This is a genomic window from Billgrantia endophytica (genome assembly GCF_002879615.1).
In the GTDB taxonomy this organism is placed as follows: Bacteria; Pseudomonadota; Gammaproteobacteria; order Pseudomonadales; family Halomonadaceae; genus Halomonas; species Halomonas endophytica.
This window is the reverse complement of record NZ_PNRF01000013.1, coordinates 178,250-201,439: the sequence shown is the minus strand read 5'-3', so window position 1 is coordinate 201,439 and position 23,190 is coordinate 178,250. Positions and strand designations below refer to the sequence as shown.

General features: G+C 64.5%; 21 protein-coding genes. 17 read left to right on the top strand and 4 right to left on the bottom strand.

Annotation, left to right across the window (positions count from 1 at the left end):
• Positions 1 to 29 precede the first annotated feature (29 nt).
• Together dut and coaBC are read right to left on the bottom strand one after the other, a co-directional pair.
• Positions 30 to 524, bottom strand: a complete 495-nt coding sequence (gene dut, locus C1H69_RS07565) for a dUTP diphosphatase (protein WP_102652790.1) — start codon at positions 522 to 524, stop codon at positions 30 to 32.
• Between the two features lie 40 nt (positions 525 to 564).
• Positions 565 to 1,824, bottom strand: a complete 1,260-nt coding sequence (gene coaBC, locus C1H69_RS07560) for a bifunctional phosphopantothenoylcysteine decarboxylase/phosphopantothenate--cysteine ligase CoaBC (RefSeq protein ID WP_102652789.1) — start codon at positions 1,822 to 1,824, stop codon at positions 565 to 567.
• A 125-nt stretch (positions 1,825 to 1,949) separates the two neighbouring features.
• On the opposite strand from coaBC, the gene radC reads away from it, so the two are divergent.
• From radC to C1H69_RS07505, 11 genes are all read left to right on the top strand, one after another.
• Entirely contained in the window at positions 1,950 to 2,624 is a 675-nt protein-coding gene (gene radC, locus C1H69_RS07555) for a RadC family protein (RefSeq protein ID WP_102652788.1), read from the top strand.
• Positions 2,625 to 3,032: 408 nt separating this feature from the next.
• On the top strand, positions 3,033 to 3,269 hold the full coding sequence (gene rpmB / locus C1H69_RS07550; protein WP_066451038.1) for a 50S ribosomal protein L28: 237 nt from the start codon (positions 3,033 to 3,035) through the stop codon (positions 3,267 to 3,269).
• 27 nt (positions 3,270 to 3,296) lie between these two features.
• The gene (rpmG, locus tag C1H69_RS07545; protein WP_086509014.1) at positions 3,297 to 3,452 is read left to right on the top strand and encodes a 50S ribosomal protein L33; all 156 of its coding nucleotides are present in this window, start codon (positions 3,297 to 3,299) and stop codon (positions 3,450 to 3,452) included.
• A gap of 165 nt (positions 3,453 to 3,617) precedes the next feature.
• Positions 3,618 to 4,460: a bifunctional DNA-formamidopyrimidine glycosylase/DNA-(apurinic or apyrimidinic site) lyase gene (mutM, locus tag C1H69_RS07540; RefSeq protein WP_102652787.1), complete on the top strand. Its 843-nt coding sequence runs from the start codon at positions 3,618 to 3,620 to the stop codon at positions 4,458 to 4,460.
• Between the two features lie 91 nt (positions 4,461 to 4,551).
• Complete coding sequence (locus C1H69_RS07535; protein ID WP_102652855.1) at positions 4,552 to 5,742, top strand: class I SAM-dependent rRNA methyltransferase; 1,191 nt, start codon at positions 4,552 to 4,554, stop codon at positions 5,740 to 5,742.
• Positions 5,743 to 5,861: 119 nt separating this feature from the next.
• Positions 5,862 to 6,185, top strand: coding sequence for a putative signal transducing protein (locus C1H69_RS07530; protein ID WP_102652786.1), 324 nt, complete (start codon positions 5,862 to 5,864; stop codon positions 6,183 to 6,185).
• Positions 6,186 to 6,192: 7 nt separating this feature from the next.
• A complete protein-coding gene (locus C1H69_RS07525; protein WP_102652854.1) occupies positions 6,193 to 6,627 on the top strand; it encodes an acyl-CoA thioesterase in 435 nt (144 codons plus the stop codon).
• Positions 6,628 to 6,798: 171 nt separating this feature from the next.
• A complete protein-coding gene (gene ald / locus C1H69_RS07520) occupies positions 6,799 to 7,914 on the top strand; it encodes an alanine dehydrogenase (RefSeq protein WP_102652785.1) in 1,116 nt (371 codons plus the stop codon).
• Positions 7,915 to 8,245: 331 nt separating this feature from the next.
• Complete coding sequence (locus C1H69_RS07515) at positions 8,246 to 9,271, top strand: tryptophan--tRNA ligase (protein WP_102652784.1); 1,026 nt, start codon at positions 8,246 to 8,248, stop codon at positions 9,269 to 9,271.
• A 177-nt stretch (positions 9,272 to 9,448) separates the two neighbouring features.
• A complete protein-coding gene (locus C1H69_RS07510) occupies positions 9,449 to 10,645 on the top strand; it encodes a YeeE/YedE family protein (RefSeq protein WP_240609872.1) in 1,197 nt (398 codons plus the stop codon).
• Between the two features lie 98 nt (positions 10,646 to 10,743).
• Positions 10,744 to 12,423, top strand: coding sequence for an NAD-dependent malic enzyme (locus C1H69_RS07505; protein ID WP_102652782.1), 1,680 nt, complete (start codon positions 10,744 to 10,746; stop codon positions 12,421 to 12,423).
• Between the two features lie 65 nt (positions 12,424 to 12,488).
• Here C1H69_RS07505 and C1H69_RS07500 read toward each other — a convergent pair whose 3' ends face one another.
• Positions 12,489 to 13,091, bottom strand: coding sequence for a GntR family transcriptional regulator (locus C1H69_RS07500; RefSeq protein ID WP_205738434.1), 603 nt, complete (start codon positions 13,089 to 13,091; stop codon positions 12,489 to 12,491).
• A gap of 187 nt (positions 13,092 to 13,278) precedes the next feature.
• Between C1H69_RS07500 and C1H69_RS07495 the strand changes: the two genes are divergently transcribed.
• Genes C1H69_RS07495 through C1H69_RS07470 form a run of 6 tightly spaced genes read left to right on the top strand, consistent with a single transcriptional unit; the run spans position 13,279 to position 20,361 of the window.
• Positions 13,279 to 14,169, top strand: coding sequence for an alpha/beta hydrolase family protein (locus tag C1H69_RS07495; protein WP_102652781.1), 891 nt, complete (start codon positions 13,279 to 13,281; stop codon positions 14,167 to 14,169).
• Positions 14,166 to 15,314: a C45 family autoproteolytic acyltransferase/hydrolase gene (locus C1H69_RS07490; RefSeq protein WP_102652780.1), complete on the top strand. Its 1,149-nt coding sequence runs from the start codon at positions 14,166 to 14,168 to the stop codon at positions 15,312 to 15,314. The genes C1H69_RS07495 and C1H69_RS07490 overlap by 4 nt, the downstream gene beginning before the upstream one ends.
• 59 nt (positions 15,315 to 15,373) lie before the next feature.
• On the top strand, positions 15,374 to 16,924 hold the full coding sequence (locus C1H69_RS07485) for an ABC transporter substrate-binding protein (RefSeq protein WP_205738433.1): 1,551 nt from the start codon (positions 15,374 to 15,376) through the stop codon (positions 16,922 to 16,924).
• Between the two features lie 13 nt (positions 16,925 to 16,937).
• A complete protein-coding gene (locus C1H69_RS07480; protein WP_102652779.1) occupies positions 16,938 to 17,882 on the top strand; it encodes an ABC transporter permease in 945 nt (314 codons plus the stop codon).
• On the top strand, positions 17,879 to 18,700 hold the full coding sequence (locus C1H69_RS07475; protein WP_102652778.1) for an ABC transporter permease: 822 nt from the start codon (positions 17,879 to 17,881) through the stop codon (positions 18,698 to 18,700). The genes C1H69_RS07480 and C1H69_RS07475 overlap by 4 nt, the downstream gene beginning before the upstream one ends.
• Positions 18,697 to 20,361 carry a dipeptide ABC transporter ATP-binding protein gene (locus C1H69_RS07470; protein WP_102652777.1) on the top strand — a complete coding sequence of 555 codons (1,665 nt, stop codon included), beginning with the start codon at positions 18,697 to 18,699 and terminating at the stop codon, positions 20,359 to 20,361. Before C1H69_RS07475 ends, C1H69_RS07470 begins: the two co-directional genes overlap by 4 nt.
• 7 nt (positions 20,362 to 20,368) lie before the next feature.
• Here C1H69_RS07470 and acnA read toward each other — a convergent pair whose 3' ends face one another.
• Positions 20,369 to 23,116: an aconitate hydratase AcnA gene (gene acnA / locus C1H69_RS07465; RefSeq protein WP_102652776.1), complete on the bottom strand. Its 2,748-nt coding sequence runs from the start codon at positions 23,114 to 23,116 to the stop codon at positions 20,369 to 20,371.
• Between the last annotated feature and the right edge of the window lie 74 nt (positions 23,117 to 23,190).

The following is a 23,190-nucleotide window of genomic DNA, read 5'->3' as shown; positions in this document are numbered from 1 at the left end:
CCTGGCGGCGGCATGCGTGGGCTCGAACGTCAGTGCCGTCCCGAGCTGCCGAACCCGTTTTCTCCACGAAGGCTGGCTTCGAAAGTCTCGACGACCTGCAGCTCGGCCTGGACCACGGGTACCAGTACATACTGGGCCAGCCGCTCGAATGGCTCCAGTACGAAGGTGGTGCTGCCTCGGTTCCAGGTCGAGATCATCAGCTCCCCCTGGTAGTCGGAATCGATCAGGCCCACCAGGTTGCCTAGCACGATACCGTGTTTGTGGCCCAGCCCCGAGCGGGGCAGGATCATGCCGGCAAGACCCGGGTCACCGATATGAATGGCAAGCCCGGTGTGCACCAGCTCGCATTGGCCGGGCTCGAGGGTCAATGGCGCGTCGAGCAGCGCACGCAGGTCCATGCCGGCGGAACCCTGGGTGGCATACCGGGGCAGGAAGTCGCGCATGCGCTCGTCGAGCAGCTTGACCGCCAGTCGAGGCTTGCCAGGCTGCGTGGTGTCGGATCGTGTGGGCTGGGTCTCGGGCATGAGGATTCCCTTCTGTTCGTTTGTCGTCAAGGCGTCTGATTCATTGCGTCGGCCGGACGCCCAGGCAGTACAGAGCACGCTCGATGATTGCCTCGGCCAGGCGGGACTTGGTCTGGGGTGGCAGGTTTTCACTGCCTTCGCCTTCTTCATCGCGCCACAGCAGCAGGGCGGCATTGTCGTCGGAGCCGAAGCCAAGGCCAGCATTCGAGACGTCGTTGGCGACGATCATGTCCAGTTGCTTGCGGATCAACTTGTCCCGGGCGTAGAGCTCCAGATCGCGGGTTTCGGCGGCGAAACCCACCACAAGGGGGCGCCGGTCGGCGGGCCCGCGGCGGCTGGCGATATCGGCAATGATATCCGGATTCTTGACCAGCTTCAGGGTCATGCCTTGCTCGCCCTTGCGCTTCTTGATCTTGTGCTCGGCCCGGGCCGCGGCCCGGTAGTCCGCCACGGCGGCACAGCCGATGAAGATATCGCTGTCGGCGGCAAGCCGGCGGGCGGCGTCATGCATCTCGAGAGCTGTCTCCACGTCGATGCGTTCCACCCCGTCGGGTATCGGCAGGGACACCGGGCCGCTGATCAGCGTTACCCGGGCGCCGCGTCGAACGGCGGAAGCGGCCAGGGCATAGCCCATCTTGCCGGAGCTGTGATTGGACAGATAACGAACCGGGTCAAGAGGCTCTCGGGTAGGGCCGGCGGTGATCACGATATGCAGACCCCGCGCATCGGCGCCAGGGGGGGGCGCAGCCGCGGGCGCCGTGGTGGAGAGCAGCTCGGTCAGGATCGATTCGGGCTCCAGCATGCGCCCGGGCCCTACGTCGCCACAGGCCTGGTCGCCGCTGTCCGGCCCCAGCAGGCGCCAGCCATCCTGCTGCAGGCGTTCGGCGTTGCGCTGGGTGGCCACGTGGCGCCACATGGCCTGGTTCATGGCCGGCGCCATGACCTTGTCGGCCTCGCAGGCCAGACACAAGGTGGTGAGCAGGTCGTCGGCCATGCCCATGGCCAGGCGCGCCATCAGGTCGGCGGTAGCCGGGGCGACGAGTACGACGTCCGCCCAGCGGGCGAGCTCGATATGGCCCATGCCGGCCTCGGCTTCGGGGTCGAGCAGCGAGGTGCGTACCGGCTCGCCGGTCAGCGCCTGGAGCGTCAAGGGCGTGATGAAGGCCTGCGCCCCGTCGGTCATGACCACGCGTACCTCACAGCCAGCCTGCTTCAGTAGCCGGGCGAGCTGGGCGCTCTTGTAGGCGGCGATCCCGGCACTGATGCCGAGCAGAATGCGCTTACCGGACAGCGTTGACATGGATGATTCCTGAACTGAAATCCGACCGCCTACCTTACCATCGTGACGGTGCATGCGCAGCCGCGGTAATCTTTTGTGTACCGTCCACACATCATGTGATCAAGGAATTGAATCCAGGAGGCAGGATGTCGATTCGCGATTGGCCCGAGGGAGAACGCCCGCGGGAGAAGCTGCTGGCGCTGGGAGCCGAAGCCCTGTCGGATGCCGAACTGCTGGCCATCTTTCTGCGAGTGGGGGTACAGGGACGTTCCGCCGTGGATCTTGCCCGTGACCTGCTGTCGGCGTTCGGTGGGCTGCGCCAGTTGCTGGAAGCCGACCAGTCGCGTTTCTGTGCCGAGCGTGGCCTGGGAACGGCCAAGTTCGTTCAGCTGCAGGCGACGCTGGAGCTGTCGAAGCGCCACCTGGCCTGCCAACTGGCCCGTGGCAACGCCCTGACCTCGCCGACGCTGGTGCGGGCCTATCTGGCAGCGCAACTGCGCCACCTGGGGCATGAGGAGTTCGCTGCGCTGTTCCTCGATGCCCAGCACCGGGTGATCCGTTTCGAATCGCTGTTCCGCGGGACCCTCGACAGCGCGTCGGTCTATCCTCGAGAAGTGGCGCGTCGTGCCCTGGAGCTGGGGGCCGGGGCGATCATCTTCGCCCATAACCATCCTTCCGGCATCGCCGAGCCCAGCGATGCCGATCGACGCATCACCCACCGCCTGCGGGAGGCCCTTGGACTGTTCGAGATCCGGGTGCTCGATCACTTCGTCGTCGGGGACGGGGAGGTCGTTTCCTTCGCCGAGCGAGGCTGGCTTTAGGAAACGCTGCATAAAATGGCTGCGCGAGCGAATTGCTGCGTTGCGCGGTGCTCGGAGTCCTCACCTATCCCCCATAGGCTCCGGCTCCCGTGCTCCGTGCGCCTTGCGCTTCATCTCGCTCGCCAATTTATTCAGCGCTTCCTAGGGTGAGAGGCCGGCTGCGCTCGGTTCGCTGGCTGGATGGATAGGTTTCTTCGGTCGGATGGTGATAGGAGTGGTTAGGAAAGCTTGCAGGAATGGGGGGCAGGAGATGTAGAATACGCGGCTACTATTGCCTGTCGGGGCGCACTCTGCTATAAAGTGCAGCCTTTGAATTCCCTTGGGTTAACTACAACGGGCTCGTACCCGGTTTGCCCGACAGGTTTTGAACACTCAGGTTGACACCTGGCCAAGCGGTTGGAGGCTCCCATGTCCAAAGTATGTCAGGTTACCGGCAAGCGCCCGGTGACTGGTAACAACGTTTCACACTCCCAGCGCAAGACCCGTCGTCGCTTCTTGCCGAACCTGCACTCTCACCGTTTCTGGGTGGAGTCGGAGAATCGCTTCGTCAAGCTGCGCGTCTCTTCCAAGGGTATGCGTATCATCGACAAGAAAGGTATCGACGCGGTGCTCGTCGATCTGCGCAAGCGCGGCGAAGCCGTCTAAGCGACACAGTCCAGGGAGACAGCAGTCATGCGTGACAAGATCAAGTTGGTGTCCAGTGCCGGTACCGGCCATTTCTACACCACCGACAAGAACAAGCGGAACACCCCCGACAAGCTCGAGTTCAAGAAATTCGATCCGGTTGTCCGCAAGCATGTGATGTACAAGGAAGCCAAGATCAAGTAAGTCGTTCGCGACGCTTGACGGCTCCCGCCGCAGGTCCAAACCTGTCTTCCTGAACCCGGCCCTGCGTCGGGTTCAGGCGTTTGCAAACGCCTGAACCCGCTCGCCGGTTTGTTCAGCGTTTCCTTTGCCGGTTCGCCCAGGCGGCCCGGCTGAGAGGTCGAGCCCATGCCCGAGCTGCCCGAAGTCGAGACGACACGCCGCGGTATCGCACCCCATGTGGAGGGGCGCGAAATCGTGGAAGTGATCGTACGTCAGCCGCACCTGCGGGTACCGGTGCCGGATGACCTCATCGAACGATTGGTGGGGGCGCGGGTCGGTGTGCTGGCGCGAAGGGCCAAGTACCTGTTGATACCGGTGGCGTCATCGGATACCGGGGGCGATGCGCAGGGCTCCAGCCTGCTCTGGCACCTGGGCATGTCGGGCAGCCTGCGTATCGCCCGCCTGGGCGAGCTACCGAAGAAGCATGATCATATCGACCTGGTATTCGATGATGGCGCACTGCTGCGCTATCACGACCCGCGGCGCTTCGGTTTCGTCGACTGGCTGGCCGGCAGTGCCGAGAGCGACCCACGGCTGGTGCGCCTGGGCCCCGAGCCGCTGAGCGACGCCTTCGGTGGCGAGCGGTTGTATCGGCTCTCCCGGGGGCGGAAGATGGCGGTAAAACCGTTCCTGATGGACAGTACGATAGTGGTGGGCGTGGGCAACATCTATGCAGCCGAGGCCCTGTTCCTGGCGGGTATCGATCCGCGACGCAGTGCCGGGCGCATCTCGAGAGAGCGATATGAGCGCCTGGCCGCCGCCGTTCGCGAGGTGCTGGCCGCGGCGATCACCCAGGGTGGTACCACCCTGCGTGATTTCGTCAGCGGTACCGGCGAGCCCGGTTACTTCAAGCAAGAGCTCAATGTCTATGGCCGCCATGGCCAGGCTTGCCGGCGCTGCGGCGCCGAGTTGCGTCTGGTTACCCTGGGCCAGCGTGCCAGCGTGTTCTGTGCCGACTGCCAGAGCTGACCGGCCGACTGATTGACCGCCAGAACCTATGAATTCCCCGGGCGCTGCCAGGCACCGCCCGCTCATGTCGAGAAGAGCGAAGATGACGACCGTGACCCAGAACCTGCGCCTGAAGAAGAATGCCGATCGCCGCCTCAAGGCCGGCCACCTCTGGCTCTATTCCAACGAGGTCGACATCGAGACGACTCCGCTGAAAGGCATGGAACCGGGGGCCCAGGCCATCATCGAGGCCGCCAACGGCAAGGCCATGGGGGTGGCGTACGTCAATCCCAACTCGCTGATCTGCGCCCGGGTGGTCTCCCGGGACCCCAACATGCGCCTCGATCGTTCGCTCCTGGTACACCGGTTCAACCAGGCATTGGCGCTACGCGAGCGTCTCTTCGCCAAGCCCTTCTACCGTCTGGTACACGGTGAAGGCGACCTGTTGCCCGGGTTGGTCATCGATCGTTTCGACGACGTGCTGGTGGTTCAGCTCAATACCCTGGGCATGGAGCGGCTCGGTGAGGAGATCGTGGCGGCGCTCGACAAGGTAGTGTCACCGCGGGTCATCATCTTCAAGAACGACTCGTCCGGCCGTCGCCAGGAGCAGCTCGAACGCCAGGTCGAAGTGGTCAAGGGTGAGCTCTCCGAGCCGGTGATGCTGGAAGAGAATGGCGTGCGCTTCAGCGTGCCGGTACTCGATGGGCAGAAGACCGGCTGGTTCTATGACCACCGGACCAACCGTGCCTGGCTGAACGGCCTGGTGGCGGGAAAACGGGTGCTCGACGTATTCAGCTATGTGGGCGGATGGGGCGTCCAGGCGGCGGCAAACGGAGCCAGTGACGTGCTGTGCATCGATAGCTCGGCCCAGGCCCTGGAGGGTGTCGCCGAGAATGCGGCCCTCAACGGACTGCACGAGCGGGTGGCGGTGGGCGAGGGTGATGCCTTCGAAGCCCTGGTGGCGCTCAAGGCCGATGGCGAGCAGTTCGACGTGGTGATCCTGGATCCGCCCGCCTTCATCAAGAAGCGCAAGGACATCCCCAATGGGGAGCGTGCCTACGCCAAGCTCAACCGCGAGGCGATACGCCTGCTGGGCCGCGATGGCCTGCTGCTCTCGGCCTCCTGCTCCATGCACCTGGCGCCGGAACGCCTGATGGAAGTGGTGCGTGGCGCGGTGCGCCATCAGGACCGCCACGGCCAGGTCATCTACCGGGGCCACCAGGCGGCGGATCATCCGGTTCACCCGGCGATTCCCGAGACATCCTATCTGAAGGCGCTGGGTGTCCGCGTTTTCCGGGATTGAGGGGGACACCGCTGCGCTTGGCCATACTGCGTTGAAATCGGTTAAAATGGTTCGTTTACAGGCTCGTAAGCACCACTTTTTGCCTTGTCTGGCCTTCGCTCGCGACTGTCTCTGTGCCTATGGCCGAATTCCAATACGTTCGTGTCTTCGCTCACTCCAACGGGTTGCTGGTCAGCCACGTGCGCAACGTGCTGGCCGCCGCCGGCATTTCCGTGGAACTGCGCAACATGACCCTTGGCGGCGGTGCCGGCGAGTTGCCGCTGGGTGAATGCGAGCCGGAGGTATGGGTGGCGCCGCACAACCGTGAGCATGCCGAGGCGGTGATCCACGTTGCCATGACCGGTGGCGGTGATCGGCCCGCCTGGACCTGCCCCGGCTGTGGCGAAGACCTGGAAGGCGCCTTCGAGACTTGCTGGCAGTGTGGTTCTGCAAGGGAGAGCTGACATGACGCTGGAATGGGACCTGCCCGATCCTTATGTGATCGACATCGAGGTCGGCGCCTCGTCCATCGATGAATACGACCACGCCAACAATGCTGAATACCTGCGCTGGGTCGAGCGGGTCAGTTGGGCCCATTCGGAGTACCTGGGCCTCGATCTGGCCCGCTATCGGGTACTGGACCGGGCCATGGCCGTACATCGTCACGAACTCGATTACCTGGCGCCCGCCTTCGAGGGCGATCACCTGAAACTGGCGACCTGGATCGTCGGCTGCGATGGCCGGCTGACCCTGACGCGACGCTTCCAACTGAGACGGCCGGCCGACGGCCGTACCCTGTTACGGGCGCGTACCCGCTTCGCCTGCATCGAACTTTCCAGCGGACGCCCGCGCCGGCTACCGGCGGAATACGCGGCCACCTATGGCGGGGCGCTCGTGGCCGAATAGCGATGACAGATTTTCTGGCTGGAAGGCCCTCGATTGATATGATTTTCTGCTTGAAAACGATGATATATCCATTTTTACCGTTTTGTATCGTGGATACTTCGTGTATGGCCTGCCTGTGCTGTAATGGATTCCTGACGCAACCATAATGCTGCCCATGCTCAGGAGTTCCCCATGAAAATTGCCGTGCCGAAGGAAATCAAGAACCATGAATATCGCGTCGCCCTGACCCCCACGGGGGCTCGCGAGCTGGTGGCGCGTGGCCATTCCGTTGCCGTACAGGCCGGCGCTGGCGAAGGTGCCGGTTTCCCCGACGCCAGCTACGAGGCGGCAGGCGCCAGACTCGACGCGGACGTGGAGAGCATCTGGAGCGACGCGGAGCTGATCCTCAAGGTCAAGGAGCCCCAGCCGGAGGAAGTGGCTCGGCTGCAGCGTGGCCAGACCCTGTTCACCTACCTGCACCTGGCTGCCGAAGAGACGCTCACCCGCGGACTGATGGCGAGTGGCGCCACCTGCATCGCCTACGAGACCATCACCGACCGTCAGGGTGGCCTGCCGCTGCTGGCACCCATGAGCACCGTGGCTGGGCGCATGGCGGTCCAGGCCGGTGCCCACGGCCTGGAAAAGGCACAGGGGGGATCGGGCGTGCTGCTGCCCGGTGTGCCCGGTGTGGCGCCGGGCAAGGTGGCGGTCATCGGCGGCGGGGTGGTGGGGGAAAACGCTGCCCGCATGGCCCTGGGCCTGGGTGCCGAGGTCACGGTACTCGACAAGTCGATTCCGCGCCTGGAGGTGCTCGACGACCGCTACCAGGGTCGCATGAAAACCATTTTCTCGACGGCCGACGCGCTGGACCAGATGGTGCGCGAGTCCGACCTGATCATCGGCGCCGTGCTGATTCCCGGTGCCGCCGCACCCAAGCTGATCACTCGTGCGATGCTCGGCGACATGAAGCCCGGCAGCGTGCTGGTCGACGTCGCCATCGACCAGGGCGGCTGCTTCGAGACCAGCCGTGCGACGACCCACGCCGAGCCGACCTACATCGTCGACGGCATCGTCCACTACTGCGTGGCGAACATGCCGGGGGCGGTGGCACGGACGTCCACCCAGGCATTGACCAACGCGACGATGCCGTTCGTCATCGCACTGGCCGACAAGGGATGGCAGAAGGCACTGGCCGACGATGCCCACTTCCTGCCGGGGCTCAACGTGCACGACGGCCAGGTCACCTACGCTGCGGTGGCCGAGGCCTTTGGGCTGGAGGTTGTCGATCCCGCTAGCCTGGTTCGGTAATCGTCGAGCGCCGCCTCGATAAGCGGCTCTTCGGCGAGCGGCACCGGGGACCGGCCGTAGTGGAGGTTCGATGCCATGGAAGGTCTCTTGCTCTTGTGGGGCAACGAGCCCAACTGGCTGTTTACGGCTGAGCCGCAGCCAGCGGGGCTGTTCCGGCGGCAAAGGTTGCCAATGAGGCGCTGTAAATCCTTCCCTGGACGCTACATTTGCCTTCCCTGGCAAATGACCTCATTGGCAACCTGCCCCCGGGGCCCCGCTATCCTGGCCAGTCGCCTTGTCAGCCCCCTCGCGTTACCATAGCGGGCATTTCCGCTAGCAGAGTCCGCTTTCCATGAGTGCAGCATCCCAGAAGACACGCGTTCTCACCGGCATCACCACCACCGGTACCCCACACCTGGGCAACTATGTCGGCGCCATCAAGCCCGCCATCGCGGCCAGTCAGGACCCGACCGTCCAGTCCTACTATTTCCTCGCCGACCTGCATGCCCTGATCAAGTGCCAGGACCCGCAGCGGGTGCGGGAGTCGCGCCTGGAGATCGCTGCCACCTGGCTGGCGCTGGGCCTGGATACCGACAACGCCATCTTCTACCGCCAGTCCGACGTGCCCGAGATTCCCGAGCTCACCTGGATGCTCTCCTGTGTCTGCGCCAAGGGGCTGATGAACCGGGCCCACGCCTACAAGGCGGCGGTGGCCGAGAACGAGGCCGCCGGCAACCAGGACCCGGACAAGGGCATCACCATGGGCCTGTTCGGCTATCCGGTATTGATGGCCGCCGATATCCTGATGTTCAACGCCCACAAGGTGCCGGTGGGGCGCGACCAGATCCAGCACATCGAGATGGCACGCGACATCGGCGGACGCTTCAATCATCTCTACAAGGGCGATTACTTCACCCAGCCCGAGGCGGTGGTGGACGACAGCGTGGCAACGCTCAACGGTCTCGACGGACGCAAGATGTCCAAGAGTTACAACAACACCATTCCGCTATTCGTTGCCGAAAAGAAACTCCTCAAGCTGGTGCGCAAGATCAAGACCAACTCGCTGGAGCCGGGCGAGCCCAAGGACCCGGATACCTGCACCCTGTTCCAGATATATTCAGCCTTCGCCACCGCCGAGGAAACGGCGGCCCTGCGGGCGGAGTACGAAGCCGGCATCGGCTGGGGCGAGGCCAAGAATCGGCTCTTCGAGTCCCTCGACGAGCAATTGCGCGAGCCCCGCGAGCGCTACCTGGCGCTGATGGAAGACCCTGGCCATATCGAGCAGGTGCTGCTGAAGGGTGCCGAGCGGGCACGTGCCGAGGCCGCTCCCTTCCTGGACCGGTTGCGCCAGGCCGTGGGGCTTGGCCGCTTCGCCTGATACCATTCATCCGCATTGCCACGAGGGCACCCTGCATGGCGCCCTCGGGCTTTCGGGCCACATTTTTCTCGTATCGATGGAGCGACTAGGCTAAAGGCTCTGGTGCCAGGCGTCGTGCGCCTGTCGTCGCCATCGCCATTCGGCTGAACCGAACAAGGGAGTGTACGAATGAACCCGATGTTGACAGCGGGTCGACCGCTGATCGCTTCCCAGACATTGGCAGTCCTGCTGCTGGCGGGTGCGTTGGCGCTAGGCATTGCCTTCGAGGCAAGAATGGGCATCCTGATGATGGTTGGGGCCGCCCTCGGTATGGCGCTCTATCATGCCGCCTTTGGCTTCACCGCCGCCTGGCGGGTCTTCATCAGCGAGCGCCGTGGGCGTGGTCTGCGTGCACAGATGGTCATGTTGACCATTGCCGTGCTGCTTTTCTTTCCGGCGTTGAGTGCCGGCACCCTGTTCGGTCGCGAGGTGACGGGGTTCGTCTCGCCGATCGGCGTATCGGTGGTGTTTGGCGCTTTTCTATTTGGCATCGGCATGCAGCTGGGCGGCGGCTGTGCCTCCGGTACGCTGTTCACCGCTGGCGGTGGTAACGCCCGCATGGTGATCACCCTGCTGTTCTTCATCGTCGGTTCGGTAATAGGCAGTGCCCATTTCACATGGTGGTCAGGCCTGCCGGCCTTCCAGCCGACTTCACTGGTCCATGAGTTCGGTGCCGGGGGAGGCATCCTGGTCAGTCTGGCCCTGTTCGCCGCTATTGCCCTCTTCACGGTGGTCATGGAAAAGCGCCGCCATGGGCAGCTTGAAGAGGCACCGAGAATCAACGTCCACAGCCAGCGCTGGCTCGTCGGCCCCTGGCCCCTGCTGTTTGGTGCCGTGGCGCTGGCACTGCTCAATTTTGCCACCCTTGCCCTGGCTGGCCGTCCATGGGGCATTACCTCCGCCTTCGCCCTGTGGGGCGCCAAGGGATATGAGTTCCTGGGCGGTGACGTCACTGGCTGGGGCTATTGGCAGACACCGGACAACGCCGCGGCGTTGCGCGCCAGCGTATGGAGCGACATCACCACGATAATGAACGTGGGCATCATCCTTGGTGCCATGATGGCCGCCACCCTGGCGGGTCGTTTCGCGCCCAGCCTGCGTATTCCGCTGAGATCGGTGGCTGCGGCGGTGATCGGTGGGCTCATGCTCGGCTATGGGGCTCGCCTGGCGTTCGGCTGCAATATCGGCGCCTACTTCAGCGGGATCGCCTCGGGCAGCCTGCACGGCTGGGTGTGGCTGGTGGCCGGTTTTGCCGGCAACGTGGTGGGAGTCAGGCTTCGTCCTTTCTTCTTCACCGGTGGGCCGAGCCAGCCCGCGCGGGTGAAGGGAAGCTGAGCCGGGGCGCCGTGACTGTCCGGGCATGATAAAGTTGGCGCCAAGGCGTCGTCAGAGCGCCTACGGCCCGGATTCCAGTCAACGCATCGAGATCAAAGATGACCACCGAACCAAAACGCCCACTCTATATCCCCTATTCTGGCCCTTCACTGCTCGAGATGCCGCTGCTCAACAAGGGCAGCGCCTTCGCCCGTGAGGAGCGGCTCGAGTTCAACCTGATCGGGCTGTTGCCGCAGAACGTGGAATCCATCGAGGAGCAGGCCGAGCGGGCCTACCTGCAGTATCGCCAGTGTCACAGCGATCTGGACCGGCATATTCACCTTCGCGCCATCCAGGACGACAACGAGACCCTGTACTACCGTCTGGTCTCGGAGCACCTCGAGGAGATGCTGCCGATCATCTATACCCCCACGGTGGGGCAGGCCTGTGAAGAGTTCTCCAATATCTATCGGAATCACCGTGGCCTGTTCATCGCCTACCCGGACCGGGAGCGCATGGACGACATCCTGCGCAGTGCCACCAAGGGGCGGGTCAAGGTCATCGTCGTGACCGATGGCGAGCGCATTCTCGGCCTTGGCGACCAGGGTATCGGTGGCATGGGGATTCCCATCGGCAAGCTGGCCCTCTATACCGCCTGCGGCGGCATCAGCCCCGCCTATACGCTGCCGATCATGCTCGACGTGGGCACCAACAACCAGACGCTGCTGGACGACCCGATGTACATGGGCTGGCGCCATCCGCGTATCTCGCAGGAAGAGTACGACGCCTTCATCGAGGCTTTCATCGCCGCGGTGAAGCGCCGCTGGCCGAACGTGCTGCTGCAGTTCGAGGACTTCGCCCAGGCCAATGCCGTGCCACTGCTGGAGCGTTACCGCGACCAGCTCTGCTGCTTCAACGACGACGTGCAGGGCACCGCATCGGTTTGTGTCGGTACCCTGATGGCGGCATGCCAGGCGCGTGGCGAAACGATAGCCAACCAGCGGGTGGTCTTCGTGGGTGCGGGTTCCGCTGGTTGCGGCATCGCCGAACAGGTGGTGGTGGCCATGCAGGCCGAGGGCTTGAGCGAGAAGGAAGCGCGCTCCCGCGTCTTCATGGTCGATCGGGAAGGCCTGGTGACATCCGACCAGGCGTGGCTGCGTGACTTCCAGCGCAGGCTGGCCCACGATCCGGCCATCACCGAGGGGTGGGAAGGACAGGCGCTGCCCGAAGTGGCCCGGCGCGTGAAACCCACGGTACTGATCGGAGTCTGCGGCCAGAAGGGCATCTTCACCGAGGAAGTGGTGAGAGCCATGCATGACGGCTGCGAGCGGCCGCTGATCATGCCGCTCTCCAACCCCACTTCCCGTGCCGAGGCCACTCCCTGGGACGTGCTCAACTGGACCGATGGCAAGGCGCTGGTGGCTACCGGCAGCCCCTTCCAGCCAGTGGTCTACGACGGCAAGACCTACCCCATCGCCCAGTGCAACAACGCCTATATCTTTCCTGGCATCGGCCTGGGGGTCGTCGCCAGCGGCGCCAAGCGGGTCACCGACTCCATGCTGATGACCGCCTCTCGCGCCCTTGCCCGGGAAGCACCCCTGGTCAAGCATGGTGAAGGTGCGTTGCTGCCGCCGCTTTCCCAGATCCGTGAACTCAGCAAGACCATTGCCTTTGACGTGGCCGCCCAGGCCCAGCAGGAGGGAGTGGCACTCATGACCAACGGCATCAAGCTTCGCCAGGCCATCGAGCGCAGCAGTTGGACGCCGGAGTATCGCAGCTATCGGCGGCGTTCGATATGAGTTGAAAAGCCCTGTAGCGTTCGACGACCCCGCCAACCAGGCGGGGTCGTGCGTATACGGTGCTGTTACTTCAGGATATGCCGTCGTATGCGCTGGGCCAGCAGCGAGGCATCACGCTGCTTGATCGCATCGATCATGGCGAAGTGTTCCCGGCTCGACTGCTCCGCCATCTCGCGAGTGACCCACTGGCCGATGCGGGCACCGGGGATACGGCCGCGCTGAGCGAAGATCAACGCCACCATCTCGGTGTTGGTGCAGTTCGAGAGCAGTTGACGGTGGAAGGCGAGATTGGCTTCGTACTGCTGCAGCAATGAACCTCGGTGAATCGTCTCGTTGAAAGCCTTTGCCAGTTGGGTGAGACGGGCAATCTCGGCGTCATCGGCATGGGCCACGATATCCGCGGCGGCGGCGCTTTCGAGTACCGCGCGGATCTCATCGATATGGCGGTGTTGCACTTCGTCCAGCATGCAGACGTGGTAGCCGCGATTGGGTACGTGTTCCACCAGTCGTTCGGAGACCAGTTGGTCCAGCGCCCTGCGTACCCCGGCGCGTGAGGCCCGGTAGCGCTGCTCGAGGTCGACCTGCTTGAGCCAGGTTCCCGAAGGCAGTTCGCCGATATTGATATCGCGGGCGATGCGGTCCGCCAGGGCCGTTTCTCTTTCTTTCACTCGCTTCTCTCCATCTTCTTCCCTCATACGTGCCACGGCACATCCATCCAGTTTAGGGTAGCGAATAACAAAAGCCAAAAGAGGATATGTTTTGTGAAAAAATATTGGCACCAATTTTGGTGTGTGGTTAGACTGCCAGCATCGGCCGATTCACTCCCCACCCTCACAACAAAGAGTCGTCAAGCCCATGCATGCCGAACAAGCGCCCTCAGAGCGCTACAAGAAGATGTACCGGCGCGGCAGCACTACAGTGTTTGCCAGCCGCCACGATCCTCGTTTTGCCTATTGTCTCTATGTCCCCGAGGGGCTGGATGAAGATCCGGGCGCCTATACCCTGCTGGTGGCGGTGCACGGCACCGGACGTACCATGAGCGCCTATCGCGACGCCTTCGCCGAGTTCGCCGAGTACCATCGCTGCGTGGTGCTGGTGCCGCTGTTTCCGGTGGGTCCCTGCGGTGACGGCGAGCCGGACGGCTACAAGTACATCATCGAGGGCGACATCCGCTACGACAGGGCGATGCTGGCCATCATCGACGAGGTGAGCCAGGAGCTCGGCATCGATGCCTCGCGCTTCCTGATGTTCGGCTACTCCGGCGGCGGTCACTTCTGCCACCGTTTTCTCTATCTGCATCCCGAGCGACTGCTGGCGGCCTCCATCGGCGCCCCCGGCGCGGTGACCCTGCTCGACGACAAGCGCGACTGGTGGGTGGGAATCCGTGACTTCGAGCGGGTATTCGGCCATCCCATCGATCTGGAGACGATGCGCGAAGTGACGATCCAGTTGGTGGTGGGCGCCGCCGATATCGAGACCTGGGAGATCAATCACCAGCCCGGGTCGAGGCGCTGGCGGGAGGGCATCAACGATGCCGGGCCGACACGCATCGACCGCAACAACGCCTTGCGCGCCAGCCTCGAGGGCCATGGCATGCAGGTGGAGCAGGCCATCGTGCCCAACGTGCCCCACGACGGCATGAAGGTGCTGCCGGTGGTCAAGGCGTTCTTCAAGCGCGTGCTCGAAACGCGCAACCATTCCCAGGGGGCCGCCAAAGAGAGCTCGGCCAAGGAGATCGGAGCATGACCCAGCCCGCGCCTTTTCCTCTCATCGAAATCGGCGGCGCTCCACGCGAGCGTGGCCGCCAATACGGCGAGCAGGCCCGCATGCGTATCCATGCCAGCGTGGCGGTGTACGGCGACCAGCTTGGCGAACTGGGGCTCGCGGGCGCCGAACGTCAGCGGCTGATCGACGATTTCGCCGCCGAGATCGAACGCTTCGATGTCGACTACCTGGAGGAGATGCGCGGCATCGCCGAAGGGGCCGGCGTGGCGCTTGGCGACATCGTGATGATCAACGCCCGCACCGAGGTGATCTCCCGGGCGCGGCGCCTGGCCAAGGCGCATCCCGCTCCCGACGATACCGACGAGGATGGCTGTACCGGCGCGGTGATCCTGCCCGAACGCAGTGCCACCGGCGAAGTGATACATGGCCAGAACTGGGACTGGCGCGCCGAGTGCGCCGAGACCTCGGTGGTGCTGCGGGTGGAGCGCGAAGAGGGGCCGGAACTACTCACCTTCGTCGAGGCCGGCGGCCTGGCGCGCAGCGGCCTCAACGGCTCGGGACTCTCCATCACCGCCAACTTCCTAGGCTGCGAGCGCGACTACCGTCACAGCGGCGTGCCGCTGTCACTGATCCGGCGCAAGGTGCTGGAGCAGGAGCACATGGCGCTGGCGATGCGGGTCGTGGCCACCACGCCGAAGTCCGGCTCCAACAACATGATGCTGGCCACTGCCGAGGGCTTCGCCATCGACTTCGAGTGCGCCCCGGACGAGAGCTACACACTCTATCCCGAAGCGGGAATGATCGTACACGCCAACAACTGGCTGAGCGACGTCGCTCTGGGCAAGCTGTGCGAGCGCGGCGTCGCCACCTCTCCCGACAGCCTTTATCGCGCCTGGCGGGTACGCAGGCACCTCGACGAGTGCGGCGACAGGATCGGCGTGGACGATCTGAAGGCCGCCTTCTTCGACGATTTCGGCTCGCCCTATTCGGTGTGTCGCCCGCCGCGCCCCGGATTTCGCGGGGATTTGTCGGCCACCGTCGCCATGGTGATGATGCAGCCGGCCCGGGGCATTCTCGAAGTGGCACCGCTGCCGGCCGTCAATCGTGAATTCACCCACTACCGTCTGAAGCAGGCCCCTTTCAGAGGGACCGGTGAATGGAGCTGACCGCTAGGATCACTTCGCACTCAGGCGATACATCAACAACTAAAAAAGGTAACACCGTCATGAAATTTCTGCTTCCCATCCCGCTGCTCATGTTGTGCGGTCTATCGCTGGCCCAGGCCGCCTCCAACGAGACGGTCACCGTGGCGATGAACGCCGACATGCGCAGTACCCAGCCCGGAGTCAACCGCGACGGCAACACCGATGGCGTGATGATGCATGTCGTCGAAGGGTTGGTGGGCTACCGCGAGGACGGCAGCGTCGGCCCCATGCTGGCGGAGCGCTATGACATCTCCGAGGATGGCCTGACTTATACCTTCCATCTGCGCGAAGGGGTGCGTTTCCACAACGGCGAGACCATGACCGCCGAGTATGTGGTGTGGAGCTGGGATCGCTGGATGGACCCCGAGACCGAGTGGCGCTGTCTGGCCGATTTCGACGGTACCGTCGGCCTGGAAGTCACCGGCGTCAGCGCGCCGGACGAGCACACCGTGACCATGACCCTGGCCGAGCCCAGCGCCCTGCTGCTGGCCACCATGGCCCGTCCCGATTGCGGTGTGGTGGCGGTGGTGCATCCCGACTCGGTGGATGAGGAGGGCAACTGGATCGAACCCATCGGCACCGGTCCCTATAAGTTCGGGCGCTGGGACCACAACCGTTCCATCGAGCTCAACCGCTTCCACGACTATGTCTCCCGGGACGAGCCGATGGACGGCTACGTTGGCGGCAAACAGCCGACGATCGAAACCGTACGCATCCTGATTGTACCCGACCCGGCCACGGTGGTGGCTGGATTGCAATCGGGCGACATCGATGCCGCCATGCTGGGCTCCGCCGATTCGCGCTCGCTGCGGGGAGTGCCTGGAGTCGAGCTGGCGGTCGCCAGCAACGGTCAGCGCAATGGCCTCTTGATCCAGACTCAGGACCCGCTGCTCAGCGACCCGCGTATCCGCCGTGCCATGGCATTGGCCATCGACACCGAGCAGGCCGCGCTGGGCAGCAGCGAGGGACTGGGTACGCCGAGCAACTCCAATGTGCCGGTTGCCTCGGCATGGTATGGCGAGATGCAGGCCCAGGGCTACGAGTACGACCCGGAGGCCGCCCGCGCCCTGCTGGCGGAGGCCGGCTACAATGGCGAGCCCATCGAGATCATCGCCAACCGTCGCCCCGTCGTGCCCAGCTACAACGTGGCGATCATCGCCCAGGCGATGCTGCAGGAGGTGGGCATCAATGCCCAGGTCAACACCATGGAGTGGGCGACCCAGCTCGATCGCTACTCTCGTGGCCGCTACCAGATGATGTCCTTCACCTACTCGCCGCGCTTTGATCCGGCGCTGATGTTCGAGCAGATCACCGGCGACAAGCGTCAGGAACCGCGCAAGGTGTGGGACAACTCGCAGGCCATCGCGCTGATCGGTGAACTGTCGCGCACCGAGGATGACGCCAGTCGCCAGGCCCTGGTGGACGAACTGCACACCATGATGATCGAGGATACGCCGCTGCTGTTCTTCTTCCCCGGTGTATCGGTGGCGGCCTATCGCGAGCATGTCGAGGGCTTCACGCCGTGGTTCGGCGAGAACCCGCGCATGTGGGCCGTAAGGACAATTCTCTGATCCGGAGAGTCTCATGTTCCTGCATATCGTGAGGCGCCTTGGCGCCTCGCTGCCGACCCTGTTTCTGGTCTCGGTGCTGATCTTCCTGCTGCTTCGGCTGGTGCCGGGCGACCCGGCCCAGTTGCTGCTCGGCGACCTGGCCACCGAACAGAGCCTGGCCCGGGTGCGCCAGCAGATGGGCCTCGACCTGCCCTGGCCGCAGCAATACCTGATCTGGACCGGTCAGGTGCTGCAGGGCGATTTCGGCCGCTCGATCCAGACCGGCCAGGAGATCCTGCCGCTGATCCTGCGCCGCTTCGGCGTGACCCTGAGCATCGTGGCGGTGGCCATCGTCATCGCCGCGCTGATCGCCATCCCGGTGGGCATGATCGCGGCATGGAAACAGAACTCCAGGCTCGACGTGGGGCTGGTGGCGATCTCCACCTTGCTGCTGTCGATCCCGAGCTTCTGGATGGGGCTGCTGCTGCTGCTGTTCTTCGGCCTGCACCTGGGCTGGCTGCCGGTGGTGGGTTACGTCTCCCTGGCGGAGAACTTCCAGCGCGGTCTGCTCTATCTGATCATGCCGGTGATCACCCTGGTACTGGTGGAGAGCGGCACCCTGGTACGGATGATGCGTTCCAGTACCCTGGAGGTGCTGCGCCTGGACTACATCTCCCACGCCCGCGCCAAGGGCGTGGGAGAGCGTACGGTACTGGCGCGCCACGCCTTCCCCAATGCCTTCGGTCCCACCCTGACGCTGCTGGGCATCATGCTCGGCAACCTGCTCAGCGGCATCGCCGTGGTCGAGACGGTATTCACCCTGCCGGGCCTGGGACGCTTGCTGGTGGAGGGGATCTATGCCCGCGACTACCCGGTGGTGCAGGGCTGCATGCTGTTCATCGCCGCGCTCTACATCCTGGTGAACATCGTCATCGACGCCATTCATCCCCTCTTCGATCCGCGGGTGAAAGACACATGAAACGCCTCTCGCTTCCCCCGCTCAATGCGCTGCTCGGCGGCCTGCTGCTCGGTATCCTGGTGGCGGCGGCCCTGGTCGGCCTGGTATGGACGCCCTTCGATCCGCTGCGCATCAACATCCTGGGCCGTCTCCAGGCTCCCGACACGCTGCACTGGCTGGGCACCGACGAGTTCGGTCGCGACGTCCTCAGCCGTTTGATGGACGCCGCCTTCACCACGCTGTCGATCTCGCTGCTCACGGTACTCGCCGCGGTGTTCGCCGGCGTCTGGCTGGGCGTGCTCAGCGGCTACCTGGGCGGCCTGGTGGACCGGCTGGTGATGATGATCACCAATACCCTGCTGGCCTTCCCCGGCATCCTGCTCGCCCTGGGCCTGCTCAGCGTGCTGGGCAACAGCCGCTACGGCATCGTCCTCGCCCTGGCGCTGGCTTATACCCCTTCGGTGGTGCGCATCGTGCGCGGCACCGTGCGCAGCCTGCGCGAGAGCGACTACGTCGAGGCCGCCCGGGTGATGGGGCATTCCGAACCCTTCATCCTGGCGCGCCACATCCTGCCCAACTGCCTGGCGCCGTTGATCGTGCTGGCGACCTCGATGCTCGGCTGGGCGATCATCTCCGAGAGCGCGCTCTCCTTCCTCGGCCTGGGCGTGCCGCCCCCCCGACCGACCTGGGGCAACATGCTCGCCGCCAGCCGCGAGAACCTCGCCGACGCCGCCTGGCTGGCGGTCTTTCCCGGCCTGTGCATCTCCTTCGCGCTGCTCGGCGTCAACCTGCTGGGCGATGCGTTGCGCGACTTCCTGGACCCGAGGATGAAACCATGAGCCTTGACGACGCCTCTCCGCTGCTCGCCGTCAGCGGTCTGACCATCGAGATCAACGACAAGCTCGTGGTCGACGACCTGAGCTTCGCGGTCGCCGAGGGCGAGACCATCGCCATCGTCGGCGAATCGGGCAGCGGCAAGACCCTGGCCACACGCTCGCTGCTGGGGCTGCTGCCTTCGGGAGTGAACTGCCGTGTCGGCTCGATGCGCTTCAAGGGCAACGACTACCGCCTGGACGACCTGGAGGCGCTGAAAACCCTGCGAGGCCATAGCCTGGGCATGATCTTCCAGGAGCCGATGACCTCGCTCAACCCGGCGCTCAGGATCGGCCAGCAACTCCACGAAGGGCTCAAGCTGCATACCCGGCTCGAGCGCGCCGAGCGGGAGCGGCGTATCCTGGCCATGCTCGAACGGGTGGGGCTCGCTCGCGACCGGGCGTTGCTGGAGTGCTATCCCCATGAGTTCTCCGGCGGTATGCGTCAGCGCATCATGATCGCCTCGGTGATGCTGATGGCGCCGGCGCTGATCGTCGCCGACGAGCCGACCACGGCACTGGACGCGGTGGTGCAGCGCGAGGTGATGGAGACCATGCTGGCACTGACCCGCGAAGCGGGCAATGCCACCATCCTGATCAGCCATGACTTGGCCATGGTCGCCCACTACGCCTCGCGGGTGCTGGTGATGTGCCAGGGCAAGCTTGTCGAGCAAGGCGAGACGGTGGCGCTACTGGCCGCGCCGCGCCATCCTTATACCCGCAAGCTGCTCGATGCACTGCCACGGCGGGTGGCGCTGGCGCCGCCGGCTCCCGCCGAGCATCCGGTACTGGCCTTGCAGCGTGCGGTGATCGAATACGCCGGCCGCCGACGCTGGTTCCGGCCCACCGTGAGCAAGCGCGCCGTGGATTGCGTCAGCCTCGAAGTGGCCAGGGGCGAAACGGTGGCGCTGGTCGGCGCCAGCGGTTCCGGCAAGACCACGGTGGCCAAGGCCATCGTCGGCCTGGTGCCGCTGCATAGCGGTGAAATGTGCTTCGACGGTCGTTCGCTTGCCGGCATGGACCGTTCGCGGCGGCGCACCTGGCGTCTCGATTGTCAAATGATCCAGCAAGACCCGTTCTCCTCGCTGGATCCGCGCATGCGCGTGCGCCAGATCGTCGACGAGCCGCTGCGGCTGGATGCGGCCCTCGACCGTGGCCAGCGCCTGGCCCGGGTCAACGAGGTGATCGACGAGGTGGGGCTCGGCGTGGAATTTCTGGAACGCTTCCCGCACCAACTCTCCGGCGGCCAGCGTCAGCGCGTGGCGATTGCCCGGGCGATCGCCCGCAAGCCGCGCTTCATCGTCGCCGATGAGCCCACCTCGGCGCTGGACATGACGGTACAGAAGCAGATCCTCACGCTGCTGGTCGAACTGCAGCGCCGCTACGGCTTCGCCTGTCTGCTGATCACCCACGACCTCGGTGTGGTCGAGCAGATCGCCCATCGGGTGCTGGTGATGGAGCAGGGCCGCATCGTGGAGAGCGGCGAGCGGGATCAGGTGCTCGATGCCCCCCGCCACGCCTATACGCGGCGCCTGCTCATGTCGTTGCCGCAACTCGCCGCCCGTGCCGAGGGAGGATTCGTCCTGCGTGAACGTACTCTGGCCGGGGAGGGCGGAGCTCCGACCTAGACCCAGCCTAGACCGCGCCGATCATCTTGCGCAGCACATAGTGAAGGATGCCTCCGTGCTGGTAGTAGGCCAGCTCGTTGGCGGTGTCGATGCGGCATAGGGCGTCCAGCGCCTTCTCGCCCTTGTCGCTCTTCACCGTGACCTTCACCTTGCCGCCCGGAGTGAGGTCGGCGAGACCTTCGATGGAGATCGTCTCGTCGCCGGTCAAACCCAGCGTCTTGCGGTTCTCGCCTTCCGGGAACTGCAGCGGCACCACGCCCATGCCGATCAGGTTGGAGCGGTGGATGCGCTCGTAGGATTCGGCAATGACGGCACGAACCCCGAGCAGCCGGGTGCCCTTGGCCGCCCAGTCGCGGGATGAGCCGGTGCCATACTCCTTGCCGGCCACGACGATCAGCGGCGTGGCCTCTTCCTGATACGTCATGGCCGCGTCGTAGATCGCCATCTGCTCCCCGGAGGGCACATGGCGGGTTTCGCCGCCGATCACACCGTCGAGCATCTCGTTTCGGATGCGCACGTTGGCGAAGGTGCCACGCATCATCACCTCATGATTGCCGCGGCGCGAGCCGTAGGAATTGAAGTCCACCGGTTTGATCCCGCGCTCCTGCAGATAGCGCCCGGCGGGGCTGGAGGGCTTGATGGAGCCGGCCGGTGAGATGTGGTCGGTGGTGACGGAGTCGCCCAGGATGGCCAGGATATTGGCATCGCTGACGTCCTCGATGGGCTCCGGTTCCCGCCCCATGCCTTCGAAGAAGGGAGGGTGCTGGATATAGGTGGAATCGGGCGACCATTGGTAGACCTTGCTCTGGGGCACCTGGAGGGCTTGCCAGGTGGCGTCACCGTCGAAGACCTCGGCGTACTCGCTGCGGAACATCTCGGTCTTGACCTTCTCCACGGCGCTGGCGATATCGCCCTGGGAGGGCCAGATATCCTTGAGATAGACCGGATTGCCGTCCTTGTCCTCGCCCAGAGGCTCGGTGGTCAGGTCGAGTTGTACATTGCCGGCCAGCGCATAGGCGACCACCAGGGGCGGTGAGGCGAGCCAGTTGGTCTTCACCAGCGGATGGATACGGCCCTCGAAGTTGCGGTTGCCGGAGAGCACCGAGGCCACGGTGAGATCGCCATCCTCGATGGCCTTCTCGATGGGCGGCAGCAGCGGACCGGAGTTGCCGATGCAGGTGGTGCAGCCATAGCCGACCAGGTTGAAGCCCAGCGCATCGAGATCATCACTGACGCCACCCGCTTCCAGGTACTCGGTCACCACCTTCGAGCCCGGTGCCAGGGAGGTCTTCACCCAGGGCTTGGTCTTGAGGCCCCGGGCAAGCGCATTCCTGGCCAGCAGCCCGGCCGCCATCATCACGCTGGGGTTGGAGGTATTGGTGCAGGAGGTGATGGCGGCGATCACCACGGCGCCGGGGTTGAGCTTGAGCGATTCGCCGTTCAGTTCGATATTCTGGCTATCGTGGCGCTCGTAGCTGTCGTGCACGCCCACGGCGGTCTGTCCTCCTTCGGAGAACAGGCGGCCTTTCTCTTCACTGGCCGGTGGCGCTGCCCGATCACCCTCGATCAGTTGTTCGAAGGTGGTCTTCATGTCCTTGAGGGCGACCCGGTCCTGGGGACGCTTGGGTCCGGCCAGGCTGGCTTCCACATCGGTCATGTCAAGGTGCAGGGTGTCGCTGAAGATCGGCTCATGCCCGGGCTCGCGCCACAGGCCCTGGACCTTGCAGTAGTGCTCGACCAGTGAGACGACATCAGCGTCGCGGCCGGTCAGGCGCAGGTAGTTGAGGGTTTCCTCATCCACAGGAAAGAAACCGCAGGTGGCGCCGTATTCCGGCGCCATGTTGGCGATGGTGGCGCGGTCGGCCAGCGGCAGGTCGGCCAGGCCGTCACCATAGAACTCGACGAACTTGCCTACCACGCCCCGGCTGCGCAGCATCTGGGTGACGGTCAGGACCAGGTCGGTGGCGGTAATGCCTTCCCTGAGCTTGCCGGTGAGCTTGAAGCCGACCACCTCGGGGATCAGCATCGATACCGGCTGGCCGAGCATGGCCGCTTCGGCCTCGATGCCGCCGACGCCCCAGCCGAGCACACCCAGGCCGTTGATCATGGTGGTATGGGAATCGGTGCCGACGAGGGTGTCAGGATAGGCGAGGGTCTTGCCGTCCTCTTCCTTGGACCACACCGTCCTGCCCAGGTATTCCAGGTTGACCTGATGGCAGATGCCGGTGCCCGGCGGTACCACGCGGAAGTTGTCGAAGGCGTCCTGGCCCCAGCGCAGGAACTCGTAGCGCTCCCGGTTGCGCTCCATCTCGATGGCGACATTGTCCTTGAAAGCGGTAGGGTTGCCGAACTTGTCGACCATGACCGAGTGGTCGATGACCAGGTCCACCGGTGACAGGGGATTGATCCGCGCGGGATCCTCACCCAGCGCCTCTACGGCGGCACGCATGGAGGCCAGGTCGACCACCCCGGGCACGCCGGTGAAGTCCTGCATCAGCACCCGCGCCGGGCGGTAGCCGATCTCGCGATCGGAGCGACCCTCACGCTGCCAGTCGACCAGGGCCTGCAGGTCCTCGCGGGAGACGCTTTCGTCATCGGCAAAGCGCAACTGGTTTTCCAGCAGGATCTTCAGGGTCATCGGCAATCGATCAATGTCGCCCAGTGCCTCGGCTGCCTTCGGCAAGCTGTAGTAGTGGTAGGTGGCGCCGTTGGCTACCAGCGTCTGCCGGGTGTCCGGTATCGCATCATTGCTCATACTAGAGGCCTCCTCACTCCATTCGCCCGTCACGGTCATGAACGGTCCTTCATGGTTAACACATGGTCATCATA